At 45.0% G+C, this 22,329-nt stretch carries 22 protein-coding genes; 21 read left to right on the top strand and 1 reads right to left on the bottom strand.

Annotated elements, in window-relative coordinates:
- Nucleotides 1-588 precede the first annotated feature (588 nt).
- The 11 genes from BO18_RS05245 to BO18_RS05195 all read left to right on the top strand — a co-directional run bounded on the left by BO18_RS05245 (nucleotide 589) and on the right by BO18_RS05195 (nucleotide 11,694).
- The gene (locus tag BO18_RS05245; RefSeq protein ID WP_034444237.1) at nucleotides 589-2,007 is read left to right on the top strand and encodes a DUF2130 domain-containing protein; all 1,419 of its coding nucleotides are present in this window, start codon (nucleotides 589-591) and stop codon (nucleotides 2,005-2,007) included.
- Between the two features lie 109 nt (nucleotides 2,008-2,116).
- Nucleotides 2,117-3,505, top strand: coding sequence for an MATE family efflux transporter (locus BO18_RS05240; protein WP_034444235.1), 1,389 nt, complete (start codon nucleotides 2,117-2,119; stop codon nucleotides 3,503-3,505).
- Nucleotides 3,506-3,546: 41 nt separating this feature from the next.
- On the top strand, nucleotides 3,547-4,221 hold the full coding sequence (locus BO18_RS05235) for an amino acid ABC transporter permease (protein WP_034444234.1): 675 nt from the start codon (nucleotides 3,547-3,549) through the stop codon (nucleotides 4,219-4,221).
- Nucleotides 4,222-4,286: 65 nt separating this feature from the next.
- On the top strand, nucleotides 4,287-5,027 hold the full coding sequence (locus BO18_RS05230; RefSeq protein ID WP_034444232.1) for an amino acid ABC transporter ATP-binding protein: 741 nt from the start codon (nucleotides 4,287-4,289) through the stop codon (nucleotides 5,025-5,027).
- Nucleotides 5,028-5,104: 77 nt separating this feature from the next.
- The gene (locus BO18_RS05225) at nucleotides 5,105-5,926 is read left to right on the top strand and encodes a transporter substrate-binding domain-containing protein (RefSeq protein WP_051688506.1); all 822 of its coding nucleotides are present in this window, start codon (nucleotides 5,105-5,107) and stop codon (nucleotides 5,924-5,926) included.
- Between the two features lie 135 nt (nucleotides 5,927-6,061).
- Nucleotides 6,062-7,657 carry an ABC transporter substrate-binding protein gene (locus BO18_RS05220; protein ID WP_034444231.1) on the top strand — a complete coding sequence of 532 codons (1,596 nt, stop codon included), beginning with the start codon at nucleotides 6,062-6,064 and terminating at the stop codon, nucleotides 7,655-7,657.
- Nucleotides 7,654-8,577, top strand: a complete 924-nt coding sequence (locus BO18_RS05215; RefSeq protein WP_034444229.1) for an ABC transporter permease — start codon at nucleotides 7,654-7,656, stop codon at nucleotides 8,575-8,577. Before BO18_RS05220 ends, BO18_RS05215 begins: the two co-directional genes overlap by 4 nt.
- Nucleotides 8,574-9,398, top strand: coding sequence for an ABC transporter permease (locus BO18_RS05210; protein WP_034444227.1), 825 nt, complete (start codon nucleotides 8,574-8,576; stop codon nucleotides 9,396-9,398). Before BO18_RS05215 ends, BO18_RS05210 begins: the two co-directional genes overlap by 4 nt.
- Nucleotides 9,398-10,162 (top strand): ATP-binding cassette domain-containing protein, encoded by a 765-nt coding sequence (locus BO18_RS05205; RefSeq protein ID WP_034444225.1) that lies wholly within the window; start codon nucleotides 9,398-9,400, stop codon nucleotides 10,160-10,162. The genes BO18_RS05210 and BO18_RS05205 overlap by 1 nt, the downstream gene beginning before the upstream one ends.
- A gap of 29 nt (nucleotides 10,163-10,191) precedes the next feature.
- Nucleotides 10,192-10,929 carry an ABC transporter ATP-binding protein gene (locus tag BO18_RS05200; RefSeq protein WP_034444222.1) on the top strand — a complete coding sequence of 246 codons (738 nt, stop codon included), beginning with the start codon at nucleotides 10,192-10,194 and terminating at the stop codon, nucleotides 10,927-10,929.
- Between the two features lie 3 nt (nucleotides 10,930-10,932).
- On the top strand, nucleotides 10,933-11,694 hold the full coding sequence (locus BO18_RS05195; protein WP_034444220.1) for a class I SAM-dependent methyltransferase: 762 nt from the start codon (nucleotides 10,933-10,935) through the stop codon (nucleotides 11,692-11,694).
- 6 nt (nucleotides 11,695-11,700) lie between these two features.
- Here BO18_RS05195 and BO18_RS05190 read toward each other — a convergent pair whose 3' ends face one another.
- Nucleotides 11,701-12,657, bottom strand: a complete 957-nt coding sequence (locus BO18_RS05190; protein WP_051688505.1) for a succinylglutamate desuccinylase/aspartoacylase family protein — start codon at nucleotides 12,655-12,657, stop codon at nucleotides 11,701-11,703.
- 104 nt (nucleotides 12,658-12,761) lie between these two features.
- Between BO18_RS05190 and BO18_RS05185 the strand changes: the two genes are divergently transcribed.
- The 10 genes from BO18_RS05185 to BO18_RS05145 all read left to right on the top strand — a co-directional run bounded on the left by BO18_RS05185 (nucleotide 12,762) and on the right by BO18_RS05145 (nucleotide 22,262).
- Entirely contained in the window at nucleotides 12,762-13,499 is a 738-nt protein-coding gene (locus tag BO18_RS05185) for a DUF4198 domain-containing protein (RefSeq protein WP_034444217.1), read from the top strand.
- 166 nt (nucleotides 13,500-13,665) lie between these two features.
- On the top strand, nucleotides 13,666-14,292 hold the full coding sequence (locus BO18_RS05180) for a GDSL-type esterase/lipase family protein (protein WP_034444214.1): 627 nt from the start codon (nucleotides 13,666-13,668) through the stop codon (nucleotides 14,290-14,292).
- A gap of 132 nt (nucleotides 14,293-14,424) precedes the next feature.
- On the top strand, nucleotides 14,425-15,360 hold the full coding sequence (cysK, locus tag BO18_RS05175; RefSeq protein ID WP_034444211.1) for a cysteine synthase A: 936 nt from the start codon (nucleotides 14,425-14,427) through the stop codon (nucleotides 15,358-15,360).
- Nucleotides 15,361-15,514: 154 nt separating this feature from the next.
- On the top strand, nucleotides 15,515-16,690 hold the full coding sequence (locus tag BO18_RS05170; RefSeq protein ID WP_034444207.1) for a MalY/PatB family protein: 1,176 nt from the start codon (nucleotides 15,515-15,517) through the stop codon (nucleotides 16,688-16,690).
- Nucleotides 16,691-16,862: 172 nt separating this feature from the next.
- On the top strand, nucleotides 16,863-17,912 hold the full coding sequence (locus BO18_RS05165; RefSeq protein ID WP_034444203.1) for a methionine ABC transporter ATP-binding protein: 1,050 nt from the start codon (nucleotides 16,863-16,865) through the stop codon (nucleotides 17,910-17,912).
- Nucleotides 17,913-18,587, top strand: a complete 675-nt coding sequence (locus BO18_RS05160; protein ID WP_034444202.1) for a methionine ABC transporter permease — start codon at nucleotides 17,913-17,915, stop codon at nucleotides 18,585-18,587.
- Nucleotides 18,588-18,648: 61 nt separating this feature from the next.
- Complete coding sequence (locus BO18_RS05155) at nucleotides 18,649-19,509, top strand: MetQ/NlpA family ABC transporter substrate-binding protein (RefSeq protein WP_034444199.1); 861 nt, start codon at nucleotides 18,649-18,651, stop codon at nucleotides 19,507-19,509.
- Nucleotides 19,510-19,533: 24 nt separating this feature from the next.
- The gene (locus BO18_RS05150) at nucleotides 19,534-20,865 is read left to right on the top strand and encodes an amidohydrolase (RefSeq protein ID WP_034444198.1); all 1,332 of its coding nucleotides are present in this window, start codon (nucleotides 19,534-19,536) and stop codon (nucleotides 20,863-20,865) included.
- A 27-nt stretch (nucleotides 20,866-20,892) separates the two neighbouring features.
- Nucleotides 20,893-21,045, top strand: coding sequence for a YezD family protein (locus BO18_RS34215; RefSeq protein ID WP_081860916.1), 153 nt, complete (start codon nucleotides 20,893-20,895; stop codon nucleotides 21,043-21,045).
- 20 nt (nucleotides 21,046-21,065) lie between these two features.
- On the top strand, nucleotides 21,066-22,262 hold the full coding sequence (locus tag BO18_RS05145; protein WP_081860915.1) for a trans-sulfuration enzyme family protein: 1,197 nt from the start codon (nucleotides 21,066-21,068) through the stop codon (nucleotides 22,260-22,262).
- Nucleotides 22,263-22,329 lie beyond the last annotated feature (67 nt).

The following is a 22,329-nucleotide window of genomic DNA, read 5'->3' as shown; positions in this document are numbered from 1 at the left end:
CTGTTGGAAACGCTGGGAACGTCATGCCGACGGTGAAGATGATAGGAACAGCCCACAGCATTACCGTCGCGGAACAGCATTGTAGCGCTTCCACCAGAACCCGTAAAGGGCAGGCCCCTAAAGGGGTGGCTAGGAATCAATGCCTCAGGCTCAGACTCCAGGAACAGCCCAGCAAAGCGTCGAGTGGGGCATGTCAACCAAGCAAAGAGAGTTTTTCATCTGAAATGGTCATTTTGTGGAATTACCTATGAAAAAATCTGGCTCCAGAGAATGATTTTTCATCTAAATCGGCAGTATTTAGAAATTACCCATGAAAAGCACCTTCTTCATGGATTGTTTTTTCATCTAGAGCGGGTGTTTCAGAGGATTACTCATGAAAAACCTAGCTGTATAAGCCTCCCAAAGGCTTCAAATCATTGGACAGCCATGACTTTGAGGCTAAGGCATGTTGATAATTTAAGGGACATGCAGGGAGCATTATTATATAATTTCTGATAGAATAGGCTAATAGGGTTAAAATCGCGGCGGAAAATGTAAGAGGCTTTGACAGAACTGATAAGAGAGCCGCGTTTGTGGGGGTATGAAATTATGGCAGAACTTAAGTGCCCACATTGTGGACAGGCATTTACTGTAGATGATACGGAGCTGAGCTCCATTGTGCAGCAGATCAGGGATAAGGAGTTTGAAAAGGACCTGAATATGCGCACCAGTGAGCTTCAGAGGCATCTGGAGGAGAAGCATGCGCTGGAGATCTCAGCCAAGGAGACAGAGATCACACTCCGCACAAAAGAGCAGTACGAGAAAGAGCTGGAAGAGCGCGCCAAGGAAATTGAGGCTCTGAAGGAAGGGCGCATCAAAGAAATGGGTGACCTGAAAGAACAGCAGGTCAAGGAGATCGGAGACCTGAAAGAGCAGCAAGTCAAAGAAATTGGCGCATTAAGGGATAGACAGGCTCAGGATATTGAGGCGCTAAAAGAGGAACTTCGAAAGGCTCAGGAGCAGAACACGAAGCTTTCATTGGAACTGAAATCCGTAGACGATAAGCAAAAGCTCGCTGTCATGGAGGCTGTTAAGAAGGTTGAGGATGAAAAGAATGCCCAGCTGAATGAGCTTAATGAGAAGGCTCATGCCACTGAGATCGAGCTAAATCAGAAGACCCATGATCTGGAGGCTGCAATACAGCAGGAGAAGGAAAGGGGCAAGATCCTTCTTGAGCAGAAGGAAAAAGAGGTTGAGTTCTATAAGGACCTTAAGACTAAGATGTCTACTAAGATGGTGGGTGAGACCTTAGAGCAGCACTGTGAGATACAGTTCAACCAGCTGCGTCCCACAGCCTTTAAGAATGCATATTTTGAAAAGGACAATGACGCCAGAACCGGAAGTAAGGGCGACTATATCTATAGAGAGACAGATGAAAACGGCGTAGAGCTGATCTCCATCATGTTCGAGATGAAGAACGAAATGGACGAGACAGCTACCAAGCACAAGAACGAGGATTTCTTCAAGGAGCTTGATAAGGACAGAAAGGAAAAGAACTGTGAATATGCAGTTCTGGTTTCCCTTCTTGAGAACGACAGCGAGCTGTACAATGCCGGAATCGTTGATGTTTCCTACAGATACGACAAGATGTACGTGGTTCGTCCCCAGTGCTTTATTCCTATAATAACCCTGCTTCGTAATGCAGCCCTGAACGCCCTGACCTATAAGCAGGAGCTGGCTGTAGTCCGCAATCAGGATATCGATATTTCCAATTTTGAAGACAGCCTTATGAAATTCAAGGATGATTTCAGTCGTAACTACGATATTGCTCACAAGCACTTTGACAATGCAATCGAGGAGATCGACAAGACAATCCAGCATCTTGAAAAGGTTAAGAAAGAGCTCCTTGGCTCGGACAACCAGCTTAGAATTGCCAACAGCAAGGTGGATGATGTCAGTGTTAAGAAGCTGACCAAAAACAATCCCACCATGAAGGCAAAGTTTGACGCCCTCAAGGAGGAGCAGTAATCAAGCTGCAATCCAATAAAATAGACCAACTCGCTTGACACAATGTGATATGATGAGTTAAGTGCAAATAAATTGCACGAAAGAGGATTCTCTAAAGGACGTAACACCAATGAAACAACCACAAAACAGGCGTGAGTACCTGACTCAGACGCCGGTACCAAAGCTCATACTTTCGCTGTCGGTACCAACCATCATCAGCATGATGGTAACAGCCATATATAATACTGCAGACACATTCTTTGTAGCCAGAGTCTCATCGGACCCGGCGGTGAACACAGCAGCCACAGCTTCTGTAGGCCTTGTGTTTACTGTTATGGCTATTATTCAGGCCTTTGGATTTTTCTTTGGCCACGGCTCAGGAAACTACATTTCAAGAATGCTTGGGGCTGAGAATCACAAGGAGGCCAATGAAATGGCTTCTACCAGCTTTGCTATGGCACTTATAGTTGGTGTGATCTTCGCAGTGATGGGTAACATTTTGGTGGAGCCCATTGCAGATTTCCTGGGAGCAACACCAACAACACTGCAGTTTACAAAGGACTACATGAGGATAATCCTTATCGGTGCGCCCTTCATGATGGCTCAGTTTGTCATCAACAATCAGCTGAGGTTCCAGGGAGCAGCTGTCTACGCTATGATAGGTCTTATGTGCGGTGCGGTTATGAACATCGTTCTTGATCCACTGCTTATACTGGGATTCCATATGGAGGTCAGAGGAGCAGCCATCGCCACTATTATGGGACAGTTTACCAGTTTCATCGTACTTCTCATCGGAACCAGCAAGGGTGAGAACATCAAGATGAGCCTTAAGAATGTACATATAAACTGGCACTATACAAAAGAGATTATAAACGGTGGATCGCCATCCCTGTTCCGTCAGGGCCTTGCAGCCATTTCAACATTACTTCTCAACAGAACAGCAGGTGCAATCGGTTCAGATGCAGCCATCGCCGGAATGTCCGTTGCCGGAAGGCTCATGCTGATGATGGGCTCAGCTCTTATCGGATTTGGCCAGGGCTATCAGCCGGTGTGCTCCTTCAATTACGGCGCAGGACTCTACAGGCGTGTTAAGGAAGGCTTTATCTTCTGTGTAAAGGTTTCTACTGTTTTTCTGATAGCTATCGGTGCAACTTTCTTCGTTCTTGCTCCGCAGATCATTTCATTTTTCTCAAAGGATCCGGCAGCCATTGAAGTTGGTATCAAGGCACTTCGTTTCATGAGTGCAGCACAACCGCTCTCAGGTGCAATAGTTATCAGTAACATGATGCTCCAGTCCATTGGAAAGGGATTCAAGGCAAGTATCACAGCTTCTGCCAGAAATGGATTTTGTTTCATCCCTCTGATCCTTATACTTCCACAGTTTTTGGGAATCACGGGAGTCGAGATGGCCCAGGCCTGTGCCGACGTGCTCTCCCTTTTTGTGGCAGTACCCATGGCAATGACGGAACTCCGAAAGTTTAATGAAGATGCCCCGGTGAACGCGCCCACGCGGCAGTAAATAACCCGCCTCAGATAGCGAGGCAAAAATAGGAACAGCAAATGTTTAATGAAAAAACTTTAGAGCTGCTTATCAGCTCTTTTCCCAAGATATTAGAATATGGACTTAAGGTGACCCTGCCACTGGCGGTGATTGCCTTCATCCTGTCGACGGTGTTGGCAGTTCTGGTGGCCATGGTGCAATATGCCAAGGTCCCGGTACTTCAGCAGATCAGCAGGATCTACATCTGGATCATCAGAGGAACACCTCTTTTGGTTCAGCTCATGGTGGCTTTTTACGGACTGCCTCTTCTGGGGATCAGTATAAATCCCTTTGTCATGGCAGTCATCGTTTTCACCGTCAACGAGGGAGCTTACAGCGCAGAGACCATGCGTGCAGCAATGGAGGCAGTTCCGGCAGGACAGCTGGAAGCCGGTTACTGCGTAGGAATGAACTACATGCAGATCATGTGGCATATCATTTTGCCACAGGCCTTCAGGACTGCATTCCCGTCTCTTTTCAATGCTCTGATCAGCATGGTAAAAGACACATCTCTTGCTTCCAGCATTACCGTGGTGGAAATGTTCACAAGGACCAAGCAGATCGCAGGCCAGTCCTACAACTACCTGCCACTTTATATTGAGGTTGCGCTTGTATACCTTCTGTTCTGTACAGTACTTACCTTCCTTCAGAAGAAGGGTGAGAAAATCCTTGGAAGCTACGGCGTGCGCAAGTAATCTGAGGATGCAGGTGAAGTGATATGGCGCTGACCCAAAGCGCAGGAATATGATTAGAGGTTAAGATGGCTCTTTTAGAGGTAAAAGAAATACATAAGGCCTTTGAGGGAAATGAAGTTCTTAAGGGCGTGAATATAATAGTAGATAAAGGTGACGTGGTTTCAGTGCTGGGGCCTTCCGGGTCCGGTAAGACCACGCTCCTTCGGTGCATAAATTTTCTTGAGAGCGCAGACAGAGGCCAGTTCGTATTTGATGGTAAGACCTACGACCTTTCAGCTGTGACCAAGTCCGAGATTGCAGGTATCAGAAAAAGAACCGGTTTTGTGTTCCAGAACTACAACCTGTTTGCCAACAAGACTGCCATACAAAACGTTACTCTGGGCCTGACTTCAGCAAGAAAGATCCCGGCAAAAGAAGCCCATGAAAAAGCCATGGGAGTTCTGACAAAGGTTGGAATGGCTGAGCTTGCGGATTATTATCCAAGCCAGCTCTCCGGCGGACAGCAGCAAAGAGTGGCAATAGCAAGGGCTTTGGCTACAGATCCTGAGATCATCTATTTTGATGAGCCCACATCAGCACTGGATCCACAGCTTACTGCAGAGGTTTTAGAGGTTATGAGGGACCTGGCAAAAGAGGGAATGACCATGATCGTAGTAACCCACGAGCTTTCTTTTGCAAAAGAAGTATCGACCCATGTGGTATTTATGGCAAATGGAAAAGTTGTGGAAGAGGGCTCTGCAGCTGAGTTCTTTGACAATCCGAAGGAAAGCCGGACAAAAGAGTTCTTGCGTTTAACAGAAAAATGATGTATGATGATGCAAATGCATTTTACACAATCTAATTTTAAACTAGAAATACTGTGACAGAGGAAAGGGGACTGATTATGAAGAAAAATCTATCAATAATACTGGCAACAGTTTTGGCAGCAACAACCCTCGCAGGCTGTGGAGCAGCAGGCAATAGCGCATCTTCTGCAGGAGATGCAAACGGGGATCACCTGGCTCGTATCAAGGCAGCAGGAAAGATAACCATTGCAACTGAAGGCGTTTGGGCTCCTTTTACATATCATGATGAGACCACAGATGAGCTGGTTGGATTCGATGTGGAGGTTGCAGCAGCAATCGCAGAAAAGCTGGGCGTTGAGCCTGATTTTAAGGAAGTTGCATTTGACGGAGGCCTTACAGGCGTTACAACCGGAACCTTCGATATGATGGCCAACGGTGTTGATGTAACTGACGACCGCAAGGATACCTATGATTTCACACATCCCTATGCTTATGATCATGCTGTTGTAGTTACTCTGGCGTCTAACGACACCATTTCATCCTTTGATGATCTTGCAGGAAAGACAACTGCAAACTCAGCAGGATCAACCTATGAGGCAATGGGTAAGGAGCACGGTGCAACAGTATCAAATGTGGATACACTTGGTGAGACCATGACTCTGGTACTTAACGGAACCGTTGATGCAACCATCAATGCCAACACTTCAGCCCAGGACTACTTCAAGACCACAGGAACCACAGAGCTTAAGGTGGCAGCAGTTGATGGCGAAGAGACAATGTACGCTATTCCTCTTGCAAAGGGTTCAGACAATGATTCCTTGAGGGAAGCTATCAACCAGGCTATTTCAGAGCTTAGAAGTGACGGAACTCTTAAGAAGATTTCTGAGAAGTACTTTGGAGCAGATATAACTGAGAATTAACAAATAATTCATATTTTAAAGAGAGCTAATAACCCCCCAGGGGGCTTGTTAGCTCTTTTTTTGCGTGGTAACGTTTTCTGTGCGAAAGATTAATTTAATTAAGCGCAGTGATAAAACAGAAACGGGAGAAACATTATGAAGAAAAAAATCTTAACTGCCATTCTGGCAGCAACCATGTCTATGGTCATGGCAGCCTGTGGTGCAGGAGCAGATAACGCAGCAACACAGACTCAGGAAGCTTCACAGCAGACAGAACAGACAGCAGCTACTGAGGAGCAGAAGGCTGAAGCTACAACAGAGAGCACAGAGCCTAAGATCCTTAAGACAGCAGCATCATTTGCATACCCAAGCCTTGATGTTCATAAGGAATACTATGGCTGGTACACATCTATTTATGGTATTTCAGAGGCTCTCTTCAAGATGGATGAGAACTCAAGCGTTGTTTCCTGCCTTGCAAAGGACGCAGTAGCAGACGGAAATACCTGGACAATCACTCTTAATGACGGCGTTGCTTTCTCTAACGGAAACCCTCTCACAGCAGAGATGGTTGTAAAGAACCTTAAGAGAGCAGCAGAGGTTAACTCAAGATTTGAGTATCTTGCAGATTTCACTATCGAGGCTGTTGATGATAAGACTCTTACCATCACAACACCTGATGTTTATCCTACAATGAAGAATGACCTTGCTACACCTGAACTTGGTATGATCGATCTTGATGCAACAACAGATTTCGACAATGCACCTGTTTGCACAGGTCCATTTGTTATCGAGACCTTCGTTCCCGAAGGAGATGTAACTGTTGCAAAGAACGCAAATTACTGGGGCGGAGACGTTAAGCTTGACGGCGCGGTATTCTACTACATGCAGGAGGATGATCCTAAGCTCCTTGCTATGCAGAGTGGCGAGATCGACTGCTACAACAGCGTATCTTCAGCAGCTCTTGAGGTTTACAACGCAGAGCCTGACAAGTACAACGTAGTTTCAATCCCTGGCGCAAGACTTCAGTTCTACATCCTTAACGAGGACAGACTTGACGATGCTGTAAGAGAAGCTATCAACCTCACAGTTGATAAGGACAAGATCGCAGCATATCTTTCAGGAACAGTTTCACCAGCAGTTGGACCTTTCGGAACAAAGACTGCTTATGGTAAGGTTACAGTTCCTGCTGTTGACACAGCCAAGGCAAAAGAGCTTTTGGAAGCTGACGGTTACGAGCTTGGTTCAGACGGATTCTATGCTAAGGGTGGAAAGAAGCTTTCAATCGACATCGCTTACTACGCAGCAAGATCCCTTGATACTTTGGCACTTCTTATCCAGGAGCAGCTTAAGGAGATCGGTGTAGACTCAACACTTTCAGTTTACGAAGATCCTGATTCAACATATATCGCAAACAGCGACTTTGATCTGGCTCTCTACTGCTCAATCGCAGATAAGTCAGGTGATCCTCTCTACTTCATCGAGTCAACTCTCTCAGAGGGTGGTTACTATGACTGTGGCGGATTCAGCGATGACCACTGCCAGGAGCTTATCGACCAGCTTAAGTTTGAGACAGATACAGCAAAGAGAGCACAGCTTGCAAATGAGATAGTTCAGATCGCAATCGATGACAATGCCTTTGGTTATGTTGGACTGTTCAACAACACAACAGTACTTAGAAAGGGCGTCAGCGGATTTGCAGAGAATATCCCATTTGACTTCTATGGTGTAAGCGCGGAGACAGACATTCAGTGATTAAAAAAATAGCTGCAAAAATATCAGGATTAGTAATAATCCTCCTGATTCTCAGCTTTTTTGTATTTACCCTACTCTACATTGCTCCCGGAGATCCAGCCGAAAAAAGGCTGACATCTCAGGGGGTAATTGTGACAAAAGAGGTACTTCTTGCTGAGCAGGAAAGACTTGGACTTTTAAGGCCATTCTTCGTCAGATATGGAGAATGGCTTTTTGGAGTTGTCAGGGGGGATTTTGGTCAGTCCTTCAAGGACGATCTTCCTGTTGCTCCTAAGCTCATGAAGGGACTACAAAAGACTTTGACTTTGGCAACAACCAGCCTTTTGTTCTCACTTATCATTTCTTATTCACTGGCTCTTTTATCAGCCTTTAAAAAGGATAAGATCTCAGATCACATTATAAGGATCATTTCTTTCGTGGGGAATTCACTTCCTAACTTCCTTATATCTGTACTTTTGATGTATTTCTTTTGCATAAAGATGGATCTCTTCCCGGTTATCGCAGACGGAACATTTAAGGGACTTATACTTCCGGTATTGTCACTGTCTATTCCTATGATAAGCAGGTTCACGAGGCAGATGAGATCAGAGATGATAACTCAGCTGTCTGAGGACTATGTGACGGGCATGAGGCTTCGCGGGGTAAAAGAGCTATACATCGCGGTAAATGTCATCAGAAATTCTCTGGGACATGTGATAACCATAATAGGACTTCAGATCGGAACCCTTATGGGAGGATCCGTAGTAATTGAGACAATTTTCCGCTGGCCGGGAATCGGAAAGCTTGTGATGGATTCCATTACAGCCAGGGATTATCCCGTGATCATGGGATTTGTGATCATCATGGGAACTATATATGTAGTGATAAACCAGCTGACTGATCTTTGCTATCATCTGCTGGATCCAAGAGTTAAGACATGATTACACGAAGTGAAAAGACAAGAAAAAAGTTAATGAGAAGGATCATCATAGCATCGGTCCTGGCTATCCTGCTGATAGTGGTAGTGACCTTTGCGGGTATTTTTGCGCCCAATGATCCTTATGCCACAAATGCGTTGTACATCAGGAAACCACCGAGTCTGTCGCATCCCTTTGGAACTGATAACCTGGGAAGGTGCGTGCTTTCAAGGATCATCTACGGTGGAAGGACTACCATAGCTGCAACATTTTTCCTTGTGGCAATATCTTTTGTGATCGGCACGGTTATAGGGATTTTGTGCGGCTATTTTGGAGGAGTAGTAGATCATATCCTCATGAGATTTGCAGATATCATGCTTTCTTTTCCTCAGATGGTAGTGGCAATTGCTGTTGCAGGTATACTTGGCGGTGGACTTAAAGGTGCCATGATAGCCCTTGGGATAACCATGTGGGTTGGCTTTGCAAGACTTGCCAGAAGCCACACTCTTTCCATAAAGAATGAGCCTTATATCAAGACGGCCATCCTTGCTGGAAAGAGCACCGGATACATTATGTTCAGGCATATTATGCCTAATATTCTTGCACCAATACTTACCAATGCCCTCACACAGATTGGAACAACCATGATCGGCCTTTCAGGTCTTTCGTTCCTGGGACTTGGTGTGGTTCCGCCTCAGGCAGAGTGGGGATCCATGATAAGTGAGGCAAGAGCGTACATACAGATAGCACCCTGGGCAGTAATCTTCCCAGCCCTGGCAACTATCATTACGATCACGGTTTTTAATTACCTGGGCGATGTGGTAATGGATTATAGGGATTTATGATGGATAGCAATATTTTAGTGGTAAAAGAGCTTTCAGCTTCATATGAGGATAAGCAGGTTCTTTCAGGCGTAAGCCTCACTGTGCCTAGTGGAAAGATAGTCTGTATTGTAGGTGAGAGTGGCTCTGGAAAATCTACACTCCTTAAGGCAATCACAGGTTTTAAGGGCCTTAGTGTAGATGGAGGAATGGTGGTTTTAGAGGGGGAGGAGATAACCTTCCTTTCGGCATCTGGCAAGAGGAAACTTCTTGGCGAAACTATTGGTGTTATCCCCCAGAACCCTGCAGGTTCCTTCAACCCCATAAGAAGGTACGAGCCTCAGATAAAAGAGACTATGGAGAGCCATGGAATCAGCTACAAAAAGGAAGAGGTAATAGACACCTTTAAAAAGATGGGACTTAAGGATGCTGAGGGTATCGTGAAAATGAGACCTTACGAGCTCAGCGGAGGAATGAATCAGAGAGTTGCTGTGGCAGCAGCCATGCTCCTTAAGCCAAAGCTCCTTCTTTGTGATGAGCCAACTTCTGCTTTGGACGTTAACACCCAGGATATGGTAATCGAAGAGTTTATGAGAATAAATAATGAGCTTGGAACAACCATCCTAATGGTAACCCACAATCTGGGCCTTGCCAGGAAGATAGCAGACAAGATTGCCATCATGTACAAAGGGAAGATGATCGAGCAGGGAGATGTGGACCAGATCATAGGGTCGCCGCAAGAAGAGTATACAAAACGCCTTATTGAGGATGTGCCTAAACTGGCATGATAATAGAAGAGTTTTACGAGAGAAGATAGATGGATTTACTCAGAGGAACAGGACTTAGAAAAAAGTTTATAAGTAAGGATAAAGAAATCCTGGCGGTTAACGATATTTCCTTCACTCTCCATGAGAACGAGTTTCTTGCCATTGTAGGAGAGAGCGGATCAGGAAAGAGTTCCCTGCTTAGACTTATCGCAGGACTTGAGAGAGCAGACGAAGGACACCTTTTTTATCGGGATGAAGAATACACTAGTAAGAAGTGCGGATACGCCGGGAAGTTTTTGCAGATGGTGTTTCAGGACGCCTACAGCTCTTTTGACCCGAAGATGAAGGTTGTGGAGTCAATTAAAGAGTGCAATTCTGCGGAATGTGAGGCCGAGCTGAAAAGGCTTTTGGAAGCTGCACTACTAGATGAAGCTCTTTTATATAAAAGACCGAGGGAACTGTCAGGCGGTGAGTGCCAGAGAATGTCGATAGTTCGGGCCCTTAACAGCGGAGCGGATATCCTTCTTTGCGACGAGATCACCAGTGCGCTGGATGTTTCAACCCAGGCACAGATAGTAAAGGCCTTTAAGGAACTTAGGGAGAAAAGAGATTTCGCCGCGATTTTCGTATCTCACGACATTGCCCTTATGGGAATGCTGTGTGAGAACATAATGGTAATGAAGGACGGAGTTTGCGTGGAAGAGGGGGAGACAAAAGCGGTTATTGAAAATCCCAGGGATGAGTACACGAAACTTCTTATCGAAAATGCTAGAAAGCAGAGTTTATAAGTAATGTCAGAAGAAATGATGCAAAGGATTATCGGATACTGGACTCAGAGAGCCGATAGTTATTCGAAGTTAAATCAGGAAGAGTTTGGTTGGGGAATGAATGAGAGATGGCTTTATGCCATGGAGTCTTTATTTCCTGATAAGCCAAGGGAGGAGATAAGGGTTCTGGATATTGGCACAGGACCCGGATTTTTTGCAATTCTCCTTGCCCAGGCTGGGTACTTCCCGAATGCAGTTGATTGTACAGAGGAGATGCTCAAAGAAGCCAGAAAGAATGCCGGTGAGCATGCGAACGACATAATCTTCCAGAGGATGAATGCAGATTCCCTGGAGTTTGAAAATGATACCTTTGATGTGATAGTTAACAGGAATCTTACATGGGTGCTGGAGAATCCCTGCAGATGCTACGAGGAGTGGATGAGGGTTTTAAAGCCCGGCGGAAAACTCATTGTATTTGATGCCAACTGGTATCACTACCTCTTTGACGAGGAAGCCAGGAAAGCCTACGACAGAGACAGGGAGGCTGCAGCTAGGGAGGCTATCATAGATTTCAATATGGGTGATAACTTTGAGGTTATGGAGAACATAGCCTATGAGCTTCCAATGTCAAAAAAGCCCAGACCAGCCTGGGATAAGGATAAACTGCTGGAACTGGGCTATTCATCAGTGGATCTTTGCGATGACATCTGGAAAATGGTATGGACTGACGCCGAGAAGATAAACTATTCATCGACGCCAATGTTCAGGATTGTGGCCTGCAAGTAAAATGGCTTACGAAAGTTCTTTTCCTGTTTGAACGCCGTAGGCGATAAGGGGATCACCTTCAATTACGTTTAATGATGCGCACTGGTGGAGAAGGATTCCTTCTGAGGGTGCGATACATTCGTGAATGGGATGGCCGAAGTAGTCACGGATCTGGCCTAGACAATCGCCTTTAGCGAACCTTGTTCCGACTTCAAGGGAAGGATACCAGCAGCCGGTGCAGGGAGAATCAATATCGTACTCGGTAAGCTCTTTCTTTGGGTAGGACTTGTGGCTTCCTTCAAGGACACCCAGATACTTTAAGATGTTGATGACATCAGCTTTGTCTGCTTCGATCTCATCGCGGCTAAAGAGGCTGAGCTGTCCCCGCTCTATAAGGACACTTGGAACGCCGTGGATTGAGGCCAGATTGTAGGCTCCTCCTGTGGTGCACCTGGAGCGGACGCAGTACTTTGTGTCGATGCATGAAATCATCTGACGGGCTGTTTCTTCGGCAGGGGAACTGCCCAGATAGTAGGCATAGGGAATGAGGCTCTCGAAGCCGTCACCACTGTGGAGGTCTATGTAGGCGTCCACGTTTTTTATGAATACGTTGAAGATCATGTGGGCCAGGCGATCTGCTTCGCTGCCCTTATTATCGCCTGGAAATACACGGTTTAAGTTCTTTCCGTCCTCGTAGACCATGGACATGGTGCGGTTCTCAAAGCCTGAGCGATTTGCAAGAGGAAGGATTATGACGTTTCCGGAAAGGGTAGACGGATCCAGTTCGCCTGACAGCTCAATGGCTGCCTGAATACCTACGTATTCTGCGTTGTGGATTCCGGCTGAGATTAGCACAGTGGGTCCTTTATGCTCCCCACAAAGAAAAACGTGGGGGATGTGAAGCTCTGTGCCCTCAACGTGAATGTGATCTTTTATGGTTTTGCCGGGGATAAGTTCATGACCGGCGATCATTTTATAACTCATAATATTGCTCCGTTTCTTTAAGGCTAATGCTATTATAATTAATAAAAACGGATACAAACACCCTCCCGGGGGGATATAAATTTTTGAAAAAGGAGATTTGAAAAATGAGAATAGGAGTTGATACTACAGATATGCTGGTGTACGGTCACGAGGCCTGGATCACCACTGATAAATCAGTTTACAGCAAAGGAGAAGAGGTTCACGCCAAGATGCGATGGGGACACAACATGCGTCCCGACGGATTCTTCAGACTTGATGAGTTCAGGGCTTTTGTCAGCGACGAGATGGGCAACAGAATAGCTCTTTCTCCTGTAAAGGGTACAGATGAGCAGGGAGATTTCTATCATCTGGACTTCACACCTTTAACAGAAGGAATCCAGACAATCATGGCAATATACGACAACAACTACGTCCGCAATGAAAAGGATGAGTACTTTGAGGGAGATCGCAGAACCTACCCAGACATCCTGGATGCCAAGAACTACCCACAGATCTATGAGACCTGCGTGACTGTTGGGGAGAAGGAGGGAGTGATCCCCTTCATCCATGAGTCCCGCGTGAGCTTTGTTCCGCAGCCTTGGAAGCCGGATACAGATGTGCTTCATCTTCAGCTCATATACGACAAGTTCCCTGTGAAGGGCGCTTCCTGTATAGTGGTTCACTACGACGGTGAGAACTACTTTGAGAGGTTCATCAACACCGATGAAAATGGAATGATCTTTTTCAAAGTAGAAAAGCCCGGTACCTACATGGCAGTAACCAGAAAAGGTCTTGCCGAGGGTATGGAAGGCATCTACGACAGCAAGGAGATCGCATCAACCTTTACATACATGAAGAGATGAGAATTGCAGAAGAAACGCTGAGTGGCCTTGGGGGACAGGGCCACTTTTTTATGTATATCAGAAAACCTTATGTCTGCCTATAAGCACCATGTCTTATACAAAAGAGATTTTGTAGGTAATAATTGTAAACGTAGAAACGTAAAAGATATACACAGGAAGGTGACTTATGAAACAGATATTAGCATTTGGTGATTCCAATACATGGGGACTGGTTCCGGGTTCGCATCCGCATGAAAGATACCCTTGGGGTGTAAGGTGGACGAGCCTTCTGCAGGAAAAGGCTGAGGATATACGTGTTGCGGAAGAGGGGCTTTGCGGTAGGACAACAGTATTTGAGGATGGTCTTCGCCCAGGAAGGAAGGGCGTTACCTCACTGGATCCACTTCTTGAAAGTCACTATCCAATTGATGGTGCAATCCTGATGCTGGGAACCAATGACTGTAAGACCTTCTACAATGCCTCCGCCTATGTGATAGGCAAAGGGATTGAGAAATGTCTGGATATCCTGGAAAAGTATGTGGAGCCGGAGAACATTCTTTTAATATCGCCTATGGCACTTGGTGAGGATGTATGGCGTCCTGAGAAGGATCCTGAGTTCAATGGTAATTCTGTTGTCACCAGCAAAGAACTAAAGCAGGTCTATCAGGATATAGCAAAGAGGAGAGGCACAGCATTCCTGGCAGCTTCCGACGTGGTAACAGCAAGCACCATTGATGATGAGCACATGGACGAGGAAGGCCACAGGATCTTTGCTGAGGCGGTGTACAAGAAACTGGAACCGATCATTGGGTGAAAACTTTTGCTTATCACCAGATAACCTCACCTTATTACTTCCTATAACCTTTCTTTAATTTTCATATATCTTTTAGCATGATAACATCAGATTATCAAAACAAAAGAACAACTGATACGGAGGAAAAACATCATGGCAGATATAAAAGAAAGCGCATTAGAACTTATTGGGGGAACACCTTTACTTAAGCTTAACGGATACGGAAAAGCAGCAGGAGTTACAGGAGCAACACTTCTTGCAAAGCTTGAGTACCTGAATCCTGCAGGATCAGTTAAGGATAGAGTAGCACTTAGCATGATCGAGGATGCAGAAAAGAGTGGAAAGTTAAAACCTGGAGCTACCATCATTGAGCCTACCAGTGGAAATACAGGAATCGGACTTGCAGCTGTTGCCGCAGCTAAAGGATACAAAGCCATACTTACCCTTCCAGACACTATGAGTGTTGAACGTAGAAATCTCCTTAAAGCCTATGGCGCCCAGATCGTCCTTACCGAGGGCGCCAAAGGAATGAAGGGAGCCATCGCTAAGGCTGAAGAACTTGAGAAAGAAATTGAAGGATCAATCATCCTTGGACAGTTTGTAAACCCTGCAAACCCTGCTATACATAAAGCAACTACAGGTCCTGAGATCTGGAAGCAGACCGACGGAAAGGTTGATATCTTTGTAGCTGGTGTAGGTACAGGCGGAACAGTAACCGGTGTTGGTGAGTACCTCAAGGAGCAGAATCCTGACGTTAAGGTAGTAGCAGTTGAACCTGCAACAAGCCCTGTTCTTTCAAAGGGAACAGCAGGAGCTCACAAGATCCAGGGAATCGGTGCAGGCTTCGTTCCTGACACACTTAACACCAAGGTTTACGATGAAGTTATTGCAATCGAGAACGAGGATGCATTTGCAGAGGGCAAGAAGTTTGCAGTTTCAGAGGGAATACTGGTTGGTATCTCATCAGGTGCAGCACTGAAGGCAGCTACAATCCTTGCAGAAAGAGAAGAGAATAAGGGAAAGACAATCGTAGTGCTTCTTCCTGATTCAGGAGACAGATATCTTTCAACACCTCTTTTCGCTGATTGATAATGTAAAAGCTTAAAGTTTCACTTTCATTTCATATCCTACCTATAAAATTGCTCCATGGCTCATTCGCCGTGGAGCAATTATCATGATATAAAGGATTTCCGGAGCGCAAGCGAAGCAATCCGTGGTACCATCAAGTATGGAGGTAAAGACTATGGGACTATACAATTTTGACGAGATACATGACAGAAGAAATACAGACAGCATCAAGTGGGACTTTGGAATGCAGCGAAAGGGCAGGGATGACCTTCTTCCCCTGTGGGTTGCTGACATGGATTTCAGGCTCCCTGATGAGGTGTTAAAAGATATTACGGACAGGGTAAACCATGGAATATTTGGCTACACAGATCCCGGTGATAAGTACAGAAATACAGTCAGGGACTGGTATCAGAGAAGACACGGCTTTTCCTTTGATGGAAAAGACATAGTTGTAACTCCTGGAGTTGTTTATGCTATAGCCCTAGCCATAAGGGCCTATACTAAGCCGGGGGATGCAGTTATCATCCAGCAACCGGTGTACTATCCCTTTAGCGGAACCATAAAGGCCAATGACAGAAAAGTGGTCAATAACCAGCTGATACTAAAGGATGGTCATTATGAGATCGACTTTGAGGATTTTGAGAAAAAGATAATTGATAACGATGTAAAGATGTTTCTTCTATGCAACCCTCACAATCCTGTTGGAAGGGTGTGGAAGAAAGATGAGATCTTGAGACTGGCTGAGATCTGCAAAAAGCATGATGTATATGTCTTTGCAGATGAGATACATTCAGACTTTGTTTATCCCGGTCACAAGCACACATCTTTCCTGAGTCTTCCAAATGAGTATACCACAAAACTCATACTTGGAACCTCCAGCAGCAAGACCTTTAACATGGCAGGTCTCCAGGTTTCAAACATCATTATTCCAAACGAGGAAGTGCGTAAAGCCTTTGAAAGAGAAAATGATGCAACAGGATACAGTCAGCCAAATGCCCTGGGAATGGTAGCCACTATGTCTGTCTATGAAAAGGGTGAAGAGTGGCTGGATGAACTATTAGAGTATCTCCAGGGAAACCTTTCTTATGTAAGGGACTTCTTAAAAGAAAAGCTCCCTAAGGTAAAGCTTATAGAACCTGAGGGCACCTACCTTATATGGCTTGATTTCTCAGAAGTAACAAAGAATCACAAGGAACTGGAAGACATTATCGTCAACAGATCAAAGCTCTGGCTGGATCCGGGAATCATCTTCGGACGGGAAACAGCTCTTTTCGAAAGGATCAATATTGCATGCCCCAGAGCAATACTAAAACAGGCTATGGAGCAGTTATATGAAGGACTGTCACACTAAGTGTGGCGGTCTTTTTTATGTGGTGGACACTGGAGGCCTTAAGGATTTTTTATATGCAGCCATAAGATTTGTTTGATTTTGCTGAAGCGGCGCCTATGTTAGTATCTATTCAAGCAAAGGAAATCACTTTTAACTACCAGTCCTGCAGCGTTGCAGGTGGGAGGAGGCGGATATGATAAAGTTTGAAAACATCAATAAGGTCTTTACTCAAAAGAAGAATACAGTCAATGCTCTTCAGGATATAAACCTTGAGATCGAGACGGGTGATATATTCGGGATCATCGGATTCTCAGGAGCAGGTAAGAGTACACTTCTTCGAACCATCAATGCCCTGGAGAAACCAACCTCAGGAAGAGTGATAGTAGATGGAGATGATATTTACAGCCTTAATGCAAAAGAGCTAAGGGCCAAGAGAAAGACCATCGGAATGATCTTCCAGCAGTTCAATCTCCTGGAGACAAAAACAGTATACGAAAACGTAGCACTTCCTCTTAAGCTCAAGCACACACCAAAGAAAGAGATAGAGGAAAAGGTAAACAAGATTCTTGAGTTCGTAGAACTTGAAGATAAGAAAGATGTCTATCCCAGTAAACTCTCCGGTGGGCAAAAGCAAAGGATCGGTATAGCAAGAGCTCTTGCTACAGAGCCTTCAATCCTTCTTAGCGACGAGGCCACAAGTGCTCTGGATCCAAAAACTACAGATTCGATATTAGCTCTTTTAAAGAAGATAAACAGGGAGCTGAACATCACAATAGTGATCGTTACCCATGAGATGAATGTGATCTCCAGCATCTGCAATCATGTGGCAGTCATGGAGGATGGAAGGATAGTTGAGCAGGGCAATGTCATTGATATCTTCAGCGAACCTCAGGAGGAGATCACAAAGAACTTCGTAAAGACAGTTATCCAGGATGAAGTTCCGGAGCTTTTGATGAAGAGTGTTTACGAAGATAAGAGAAACTACAAACTTCTTAGACTTAAGTTCCTAAGCTCAGACAGCACAGAGTCGGTAATAGCCCAGGTTAATAAGAAGTTTGATATTGAGACAAATATTCTTTTTGCAAATATCAGTGAGATCCAGGAGAGGATCCTTGGAATACATATAGTACAGATAGTTGGTTCAGACAAAGAGATAGCAAGAGCGGAGCAGTACTTCACACTGCACGGCGTAGGTTATAAAGAACTTGACGGAGAAGAAGAACTTCTCAGAGAGGTGGGTTAAATGGCACAGTTAGAACAGTTTTTGGGAATCCCAATGGAAAAGATATATACCGCTATCCATGAGACAGTATACATGGTAAGCATTTCACTTCTGATCGGTACAGTGCTTGCGTTCATCATTGGTATAGCTTTAGTCTTCACCAAAAAAGGCGGACTGTATGAGAACAGGATAATCTACACTCTGATCAATGTGGTGATAAATGTAATCCGAAGCACACCTTTTGTGGTACTCCTTGTGGCAGTGATGCCCCTTACAAAGGCCATAATCGGAACCAGAATCGGGCCCACAGCAGCAATCGTACCACTTACTATTTTCATCGTACCTCTTTTATCGAGGCTGATTGAAAATTCCCTGCTTGATACGGGAAAGGGAATCTATGAGGCAGCAAAGTCCATGGGTGCAACACCCTTCCAGCTGATATTCTACTTCATTCTTCCCGAGGCAAAGGGTTCACTTATCCTTAGCCTTACAACCGGAATTGTGGGACTTATTGGTTCAAGCGCAATGGCAGGATATATCGGCGGAGGCGGAATCGGAAGTCTGGTTCTCAACTATGGTTACAACAGATTCAACTTTGAACTCATGTACAGTCTTGTAATATTCCTTATCATCATAACCCAGGTAATACAGAGCCTTGGAAGCAATCTTGCAATTAAAGCAAGAGTAAGTCAGTAAAACAGATAACTAAGAAACTAAGCGCTTAGCGCTCAGAATAAAAAAAGTGGAGGAAAAGAATATGAAAAAATCAACATTTGTAAAGAAGATCACAGCAGTAGCACTGGTTGGGGCAATGACCGTTATGTCACTTACAGGATGCGGAGCAGCAGCTAAGGCTGATGCCAAGGGAACAGATTCAGATAAAAAAGCTTTAGTATATGCAAAGGGTATTGGACCCTATACAGAACTTTTTGAGGAAGCAATCATTCCTATCCTTGAGAAAAAGGGATACACATTTACAGTTTCAGAGCTGGATCTTAACCAGGCTGATGCAGCAATCACAGCAGGCGATGCAGATGTGTCTGTTGAACAACATTCAGCATTCATGAAGGCATACAATGAGCAGTCAGGCGGAAATCTTGTGGCGCTTTCAAAGATCCCAACAGTTCCTGCTTCAGTATTCTCTGAGAAGCACAAATCACTTGATGAGATCGGTGAGGGCCAGGTAATCGCAATCCCTCAGGATGCAGGCAACCAGGCAAGAGCATTTGTAATGCTTCAGGATCTTGGATGGATCAAGCTTAAGGACGGCACAAACTTTGCAACAGCTTCTGTAGAAGATGTGGAGTCCAACCCTAAGAATCTTGAGTTCTACGAGCTTCAGACATCCTATATTGCAACAAGCCTTGCAGATTTTGACTATGGCGTTATCACAGGTAGTGTTGTTTATAACGCAGGTATCGATCCTTCAACAGCTCTTTTCAATGAGAATCTCTCAGAGGACTTCTGGCTTCAGGTTGTAGTGAATGCAGACAATGCTGATTCCCAGTGGGCAAAAGACATTGTGGATGCATACCAGTCAGAGGAGTTCCTTAACTGGATCAAGGAGAACAACGGACCTAAGTACAACAAGCTCTGGTCAATTCCAAGCTACAACTGATAACGGCAGAAAAGAGGACGGAACATGGATGCTATAGAGAAAAAGATAATCGAAATCATCGATTCACATAAGGATGAACTTATAGATTTTGCCAGGGACGTATATGATCACGCAGAGCTTGGCTACAAGGAGTTCAGGACAGCAGAAAAGTTTGCTTCCTTAACTAAGAACCTTGGCCTTGAAGTCACAGAAGGACACGCTGTAACAGGTGTAAAGGCATATCTTAATCAGGACAAAAAAGATAACGTAAGTCTTGCGCTTATCGGAGAACTGGATGCCTTAAGGATTCCAAAACATCCACATTTTAATCAGGAGACTCAGGGGGCACACTGCTGCGGACATCATGCTCAGCTTACAGGAATTGCAGGAGCTGCCATTGCTTTATCGGATCCTGAAATTGCAAAGGCCCTGGATGGACAGGTAGTATTCTTCGCGGTACCTGCTGAGGAGTACGGCGAGGTTGAATTTAAGAATAAGCTTAAGGATGAAGGCAAAATAAAGTACGGCGGTGGTAAGTGCGAACTTATCAGGATTGGAGCCTTTGATGATATTGATCTTTCAATCGCTCATCACAGTAACAACAGCGATAAGATCACCTTCAGCCAGAGAACCAATAATGGTTTTGTAAGCAAAGTGATTAAGGTACATGGAAAGTCAGCTCATGCAGCAGCTGCTCCGGAGGAGGGAATCAACGCACTTAACGCAGCATCCCTTGGTTTGGCGGCTCTTGGCTATCACAGAGAGACCTTTAAGGATACAGACCACGTAAGGATCCATCCAATCCTCACAAGAGGTGGAGACCTGGTCAATGTCATTCCTGAAGAGGCTGTTGTAGAGACCCTAGTCAGGGCAGGAAATGCAGAAGCAATAATCGATGCAGCTAAAAAGACTGACAGAGCTTTCTTTGCAGGTGGCGCTGCTTTGGGAGCTACAGTTGAGATCGAGACAATGCCCGGATACCTTCCAACACTTCCGGTTACTCCCCACGCAGAACTGGTGGAGGCAGCCAGGGTGGCAGCTGGCGATAAGTATGAAGTTGAAGTGACGGATGATGCAGGACAGTTCAGCGGCGGCTCAACAGACGTCGGAGATGTTCAGCATATCCAGCCGGTATACACCTTCGGAACCGGTGGAATTGAAGGCAGATTCCATGGTGATGACTTTAATGTGGTTGATGAGGAGCTGGCATATATCGAAACTGCAAAGGTTTTTGCTTTAGGGGCATACAGATTTCTTAGAGACAACGCAAAAGTCGCAAAAGAGGTTGTAGCAGACTACAAGCCTAAATACACAAAGAATGAGTATGTAGAGCTTCTGGATTCCTTTATCAAGACTGAGATTAAAGAGTTTGACTAAGATGTTATAAATGGGTAGGAGAGAATCATGGGGAAAGAAAATGCCGGGCAGCACATTTCGGAAGAAGTGTGGGCAAGAATAAAGGATCAGGTTGAAAGCCTGAAATACGGAACTGTTACGATCACTGTCCATGATGGCAGGATAACACAGGTTGAAACCAGTTCTAAAGAAAGATTCTAAAAAAGTGGGAGTGATGAAAAATGGATTGTAGCGGATGCAACAAGTGCACAGATGTTAATTGCAGTATAGAGACTAAGTGCCAGCAGCTTGACAGGAGCCTTTTGGATAAATGGGGCGCAATAAGTTACCCCATATATCAGACAGCTACTTTTGCACACCCGGGGCTGGGAGACAGCACCGGGTATGACTATACCAGGATGCAGAATCCTACAAGGAAGCAACTGGAGTCTATAGTAGCTTATCTTGAAAGTGGTATTGATGCCATTGCCTTTGCAAGCGGAATGGCAGCAATCGCTACTGTCATGGAGCTGTTTAACCCCGGGGATCACTTCATTGTGGACGCTGATCTGTACGGTGGAAGTATAAGGCTCTTTAACGAAATAAGCATAAAGAACGGTCTTGAGTATACAGCGGTAAGCCTTAGCAGTGAGGATGTGAGACCTTACATAAAGGAAAACACAAAGGCGATTTATCTTGAAACTCCCACTAATCCTATGATGAATGTCACAGACATTCAGGAGCTGGCTGAGATTACCAAAGAGAAAGGTATTTTACTTATAGTAGATAATACTTTTCTGTCCCCATATTTTCAGAACCCACTGAAACTGGGAGCTGACATTGTGATCCACTCAGGAACCAAATTCCTGGGGGGACATCATGATACCATTGGCGGATTCGTTGTTGTAAAGGATGAAAAGCTGGATGAAAGATTAAGGTTCATCTATAAGACAACAGGCGCAGGACTGTCACCTTTCGATAGCTGGCTGATACTTCGTGGAATAAGAACTCTGGCGGTTCGCCTGGACAGAGCTCAGGATAATGCTTTGGCGCTGGCCAAATACCTTAAGACAAATAAGCATGTGACAAAGGTTATTTATCCCGGCTTACCGGAACACCCCGGTTACAGCATTATGAAAAAGCAGGCCAGAGGCTTTGGTGCTATGGTTACCTTTGAAGTGAACTCCGCGGAGTTTGCACATGAGGTTTTGAACAATGTACAGCTTATCTATTTTGCTGAGAGTCTTGGCGGTACGGAGACTCTTATAACATATCCCATCACCCAGACTCACGCAGATGTCCCCAAAGATGTCCTGGAAAAGAACGGGATCAATGACAGAGTTTTAAGGCTTTCTGTGGGCATTGAAGGAATAGCAGATCTTATCTGTGAGTTCAACAGAGTGTTTGCGATTGCTGAAAAAGAAACCACAAAAGGGTAAAAGTTTTTATTATATGCAGCCATAAGTAATACTTGATTTTCCGGTAACGGTGGCTGTGTTAGAATTC

Source organism: Butyrivibrio sp. AE2032, from assembly GCF_000702965.1.
Note: the sequence above shows the minus strand (reverse complement) of the source record. Positions and strands in the feature narration are given on the sequence as shown.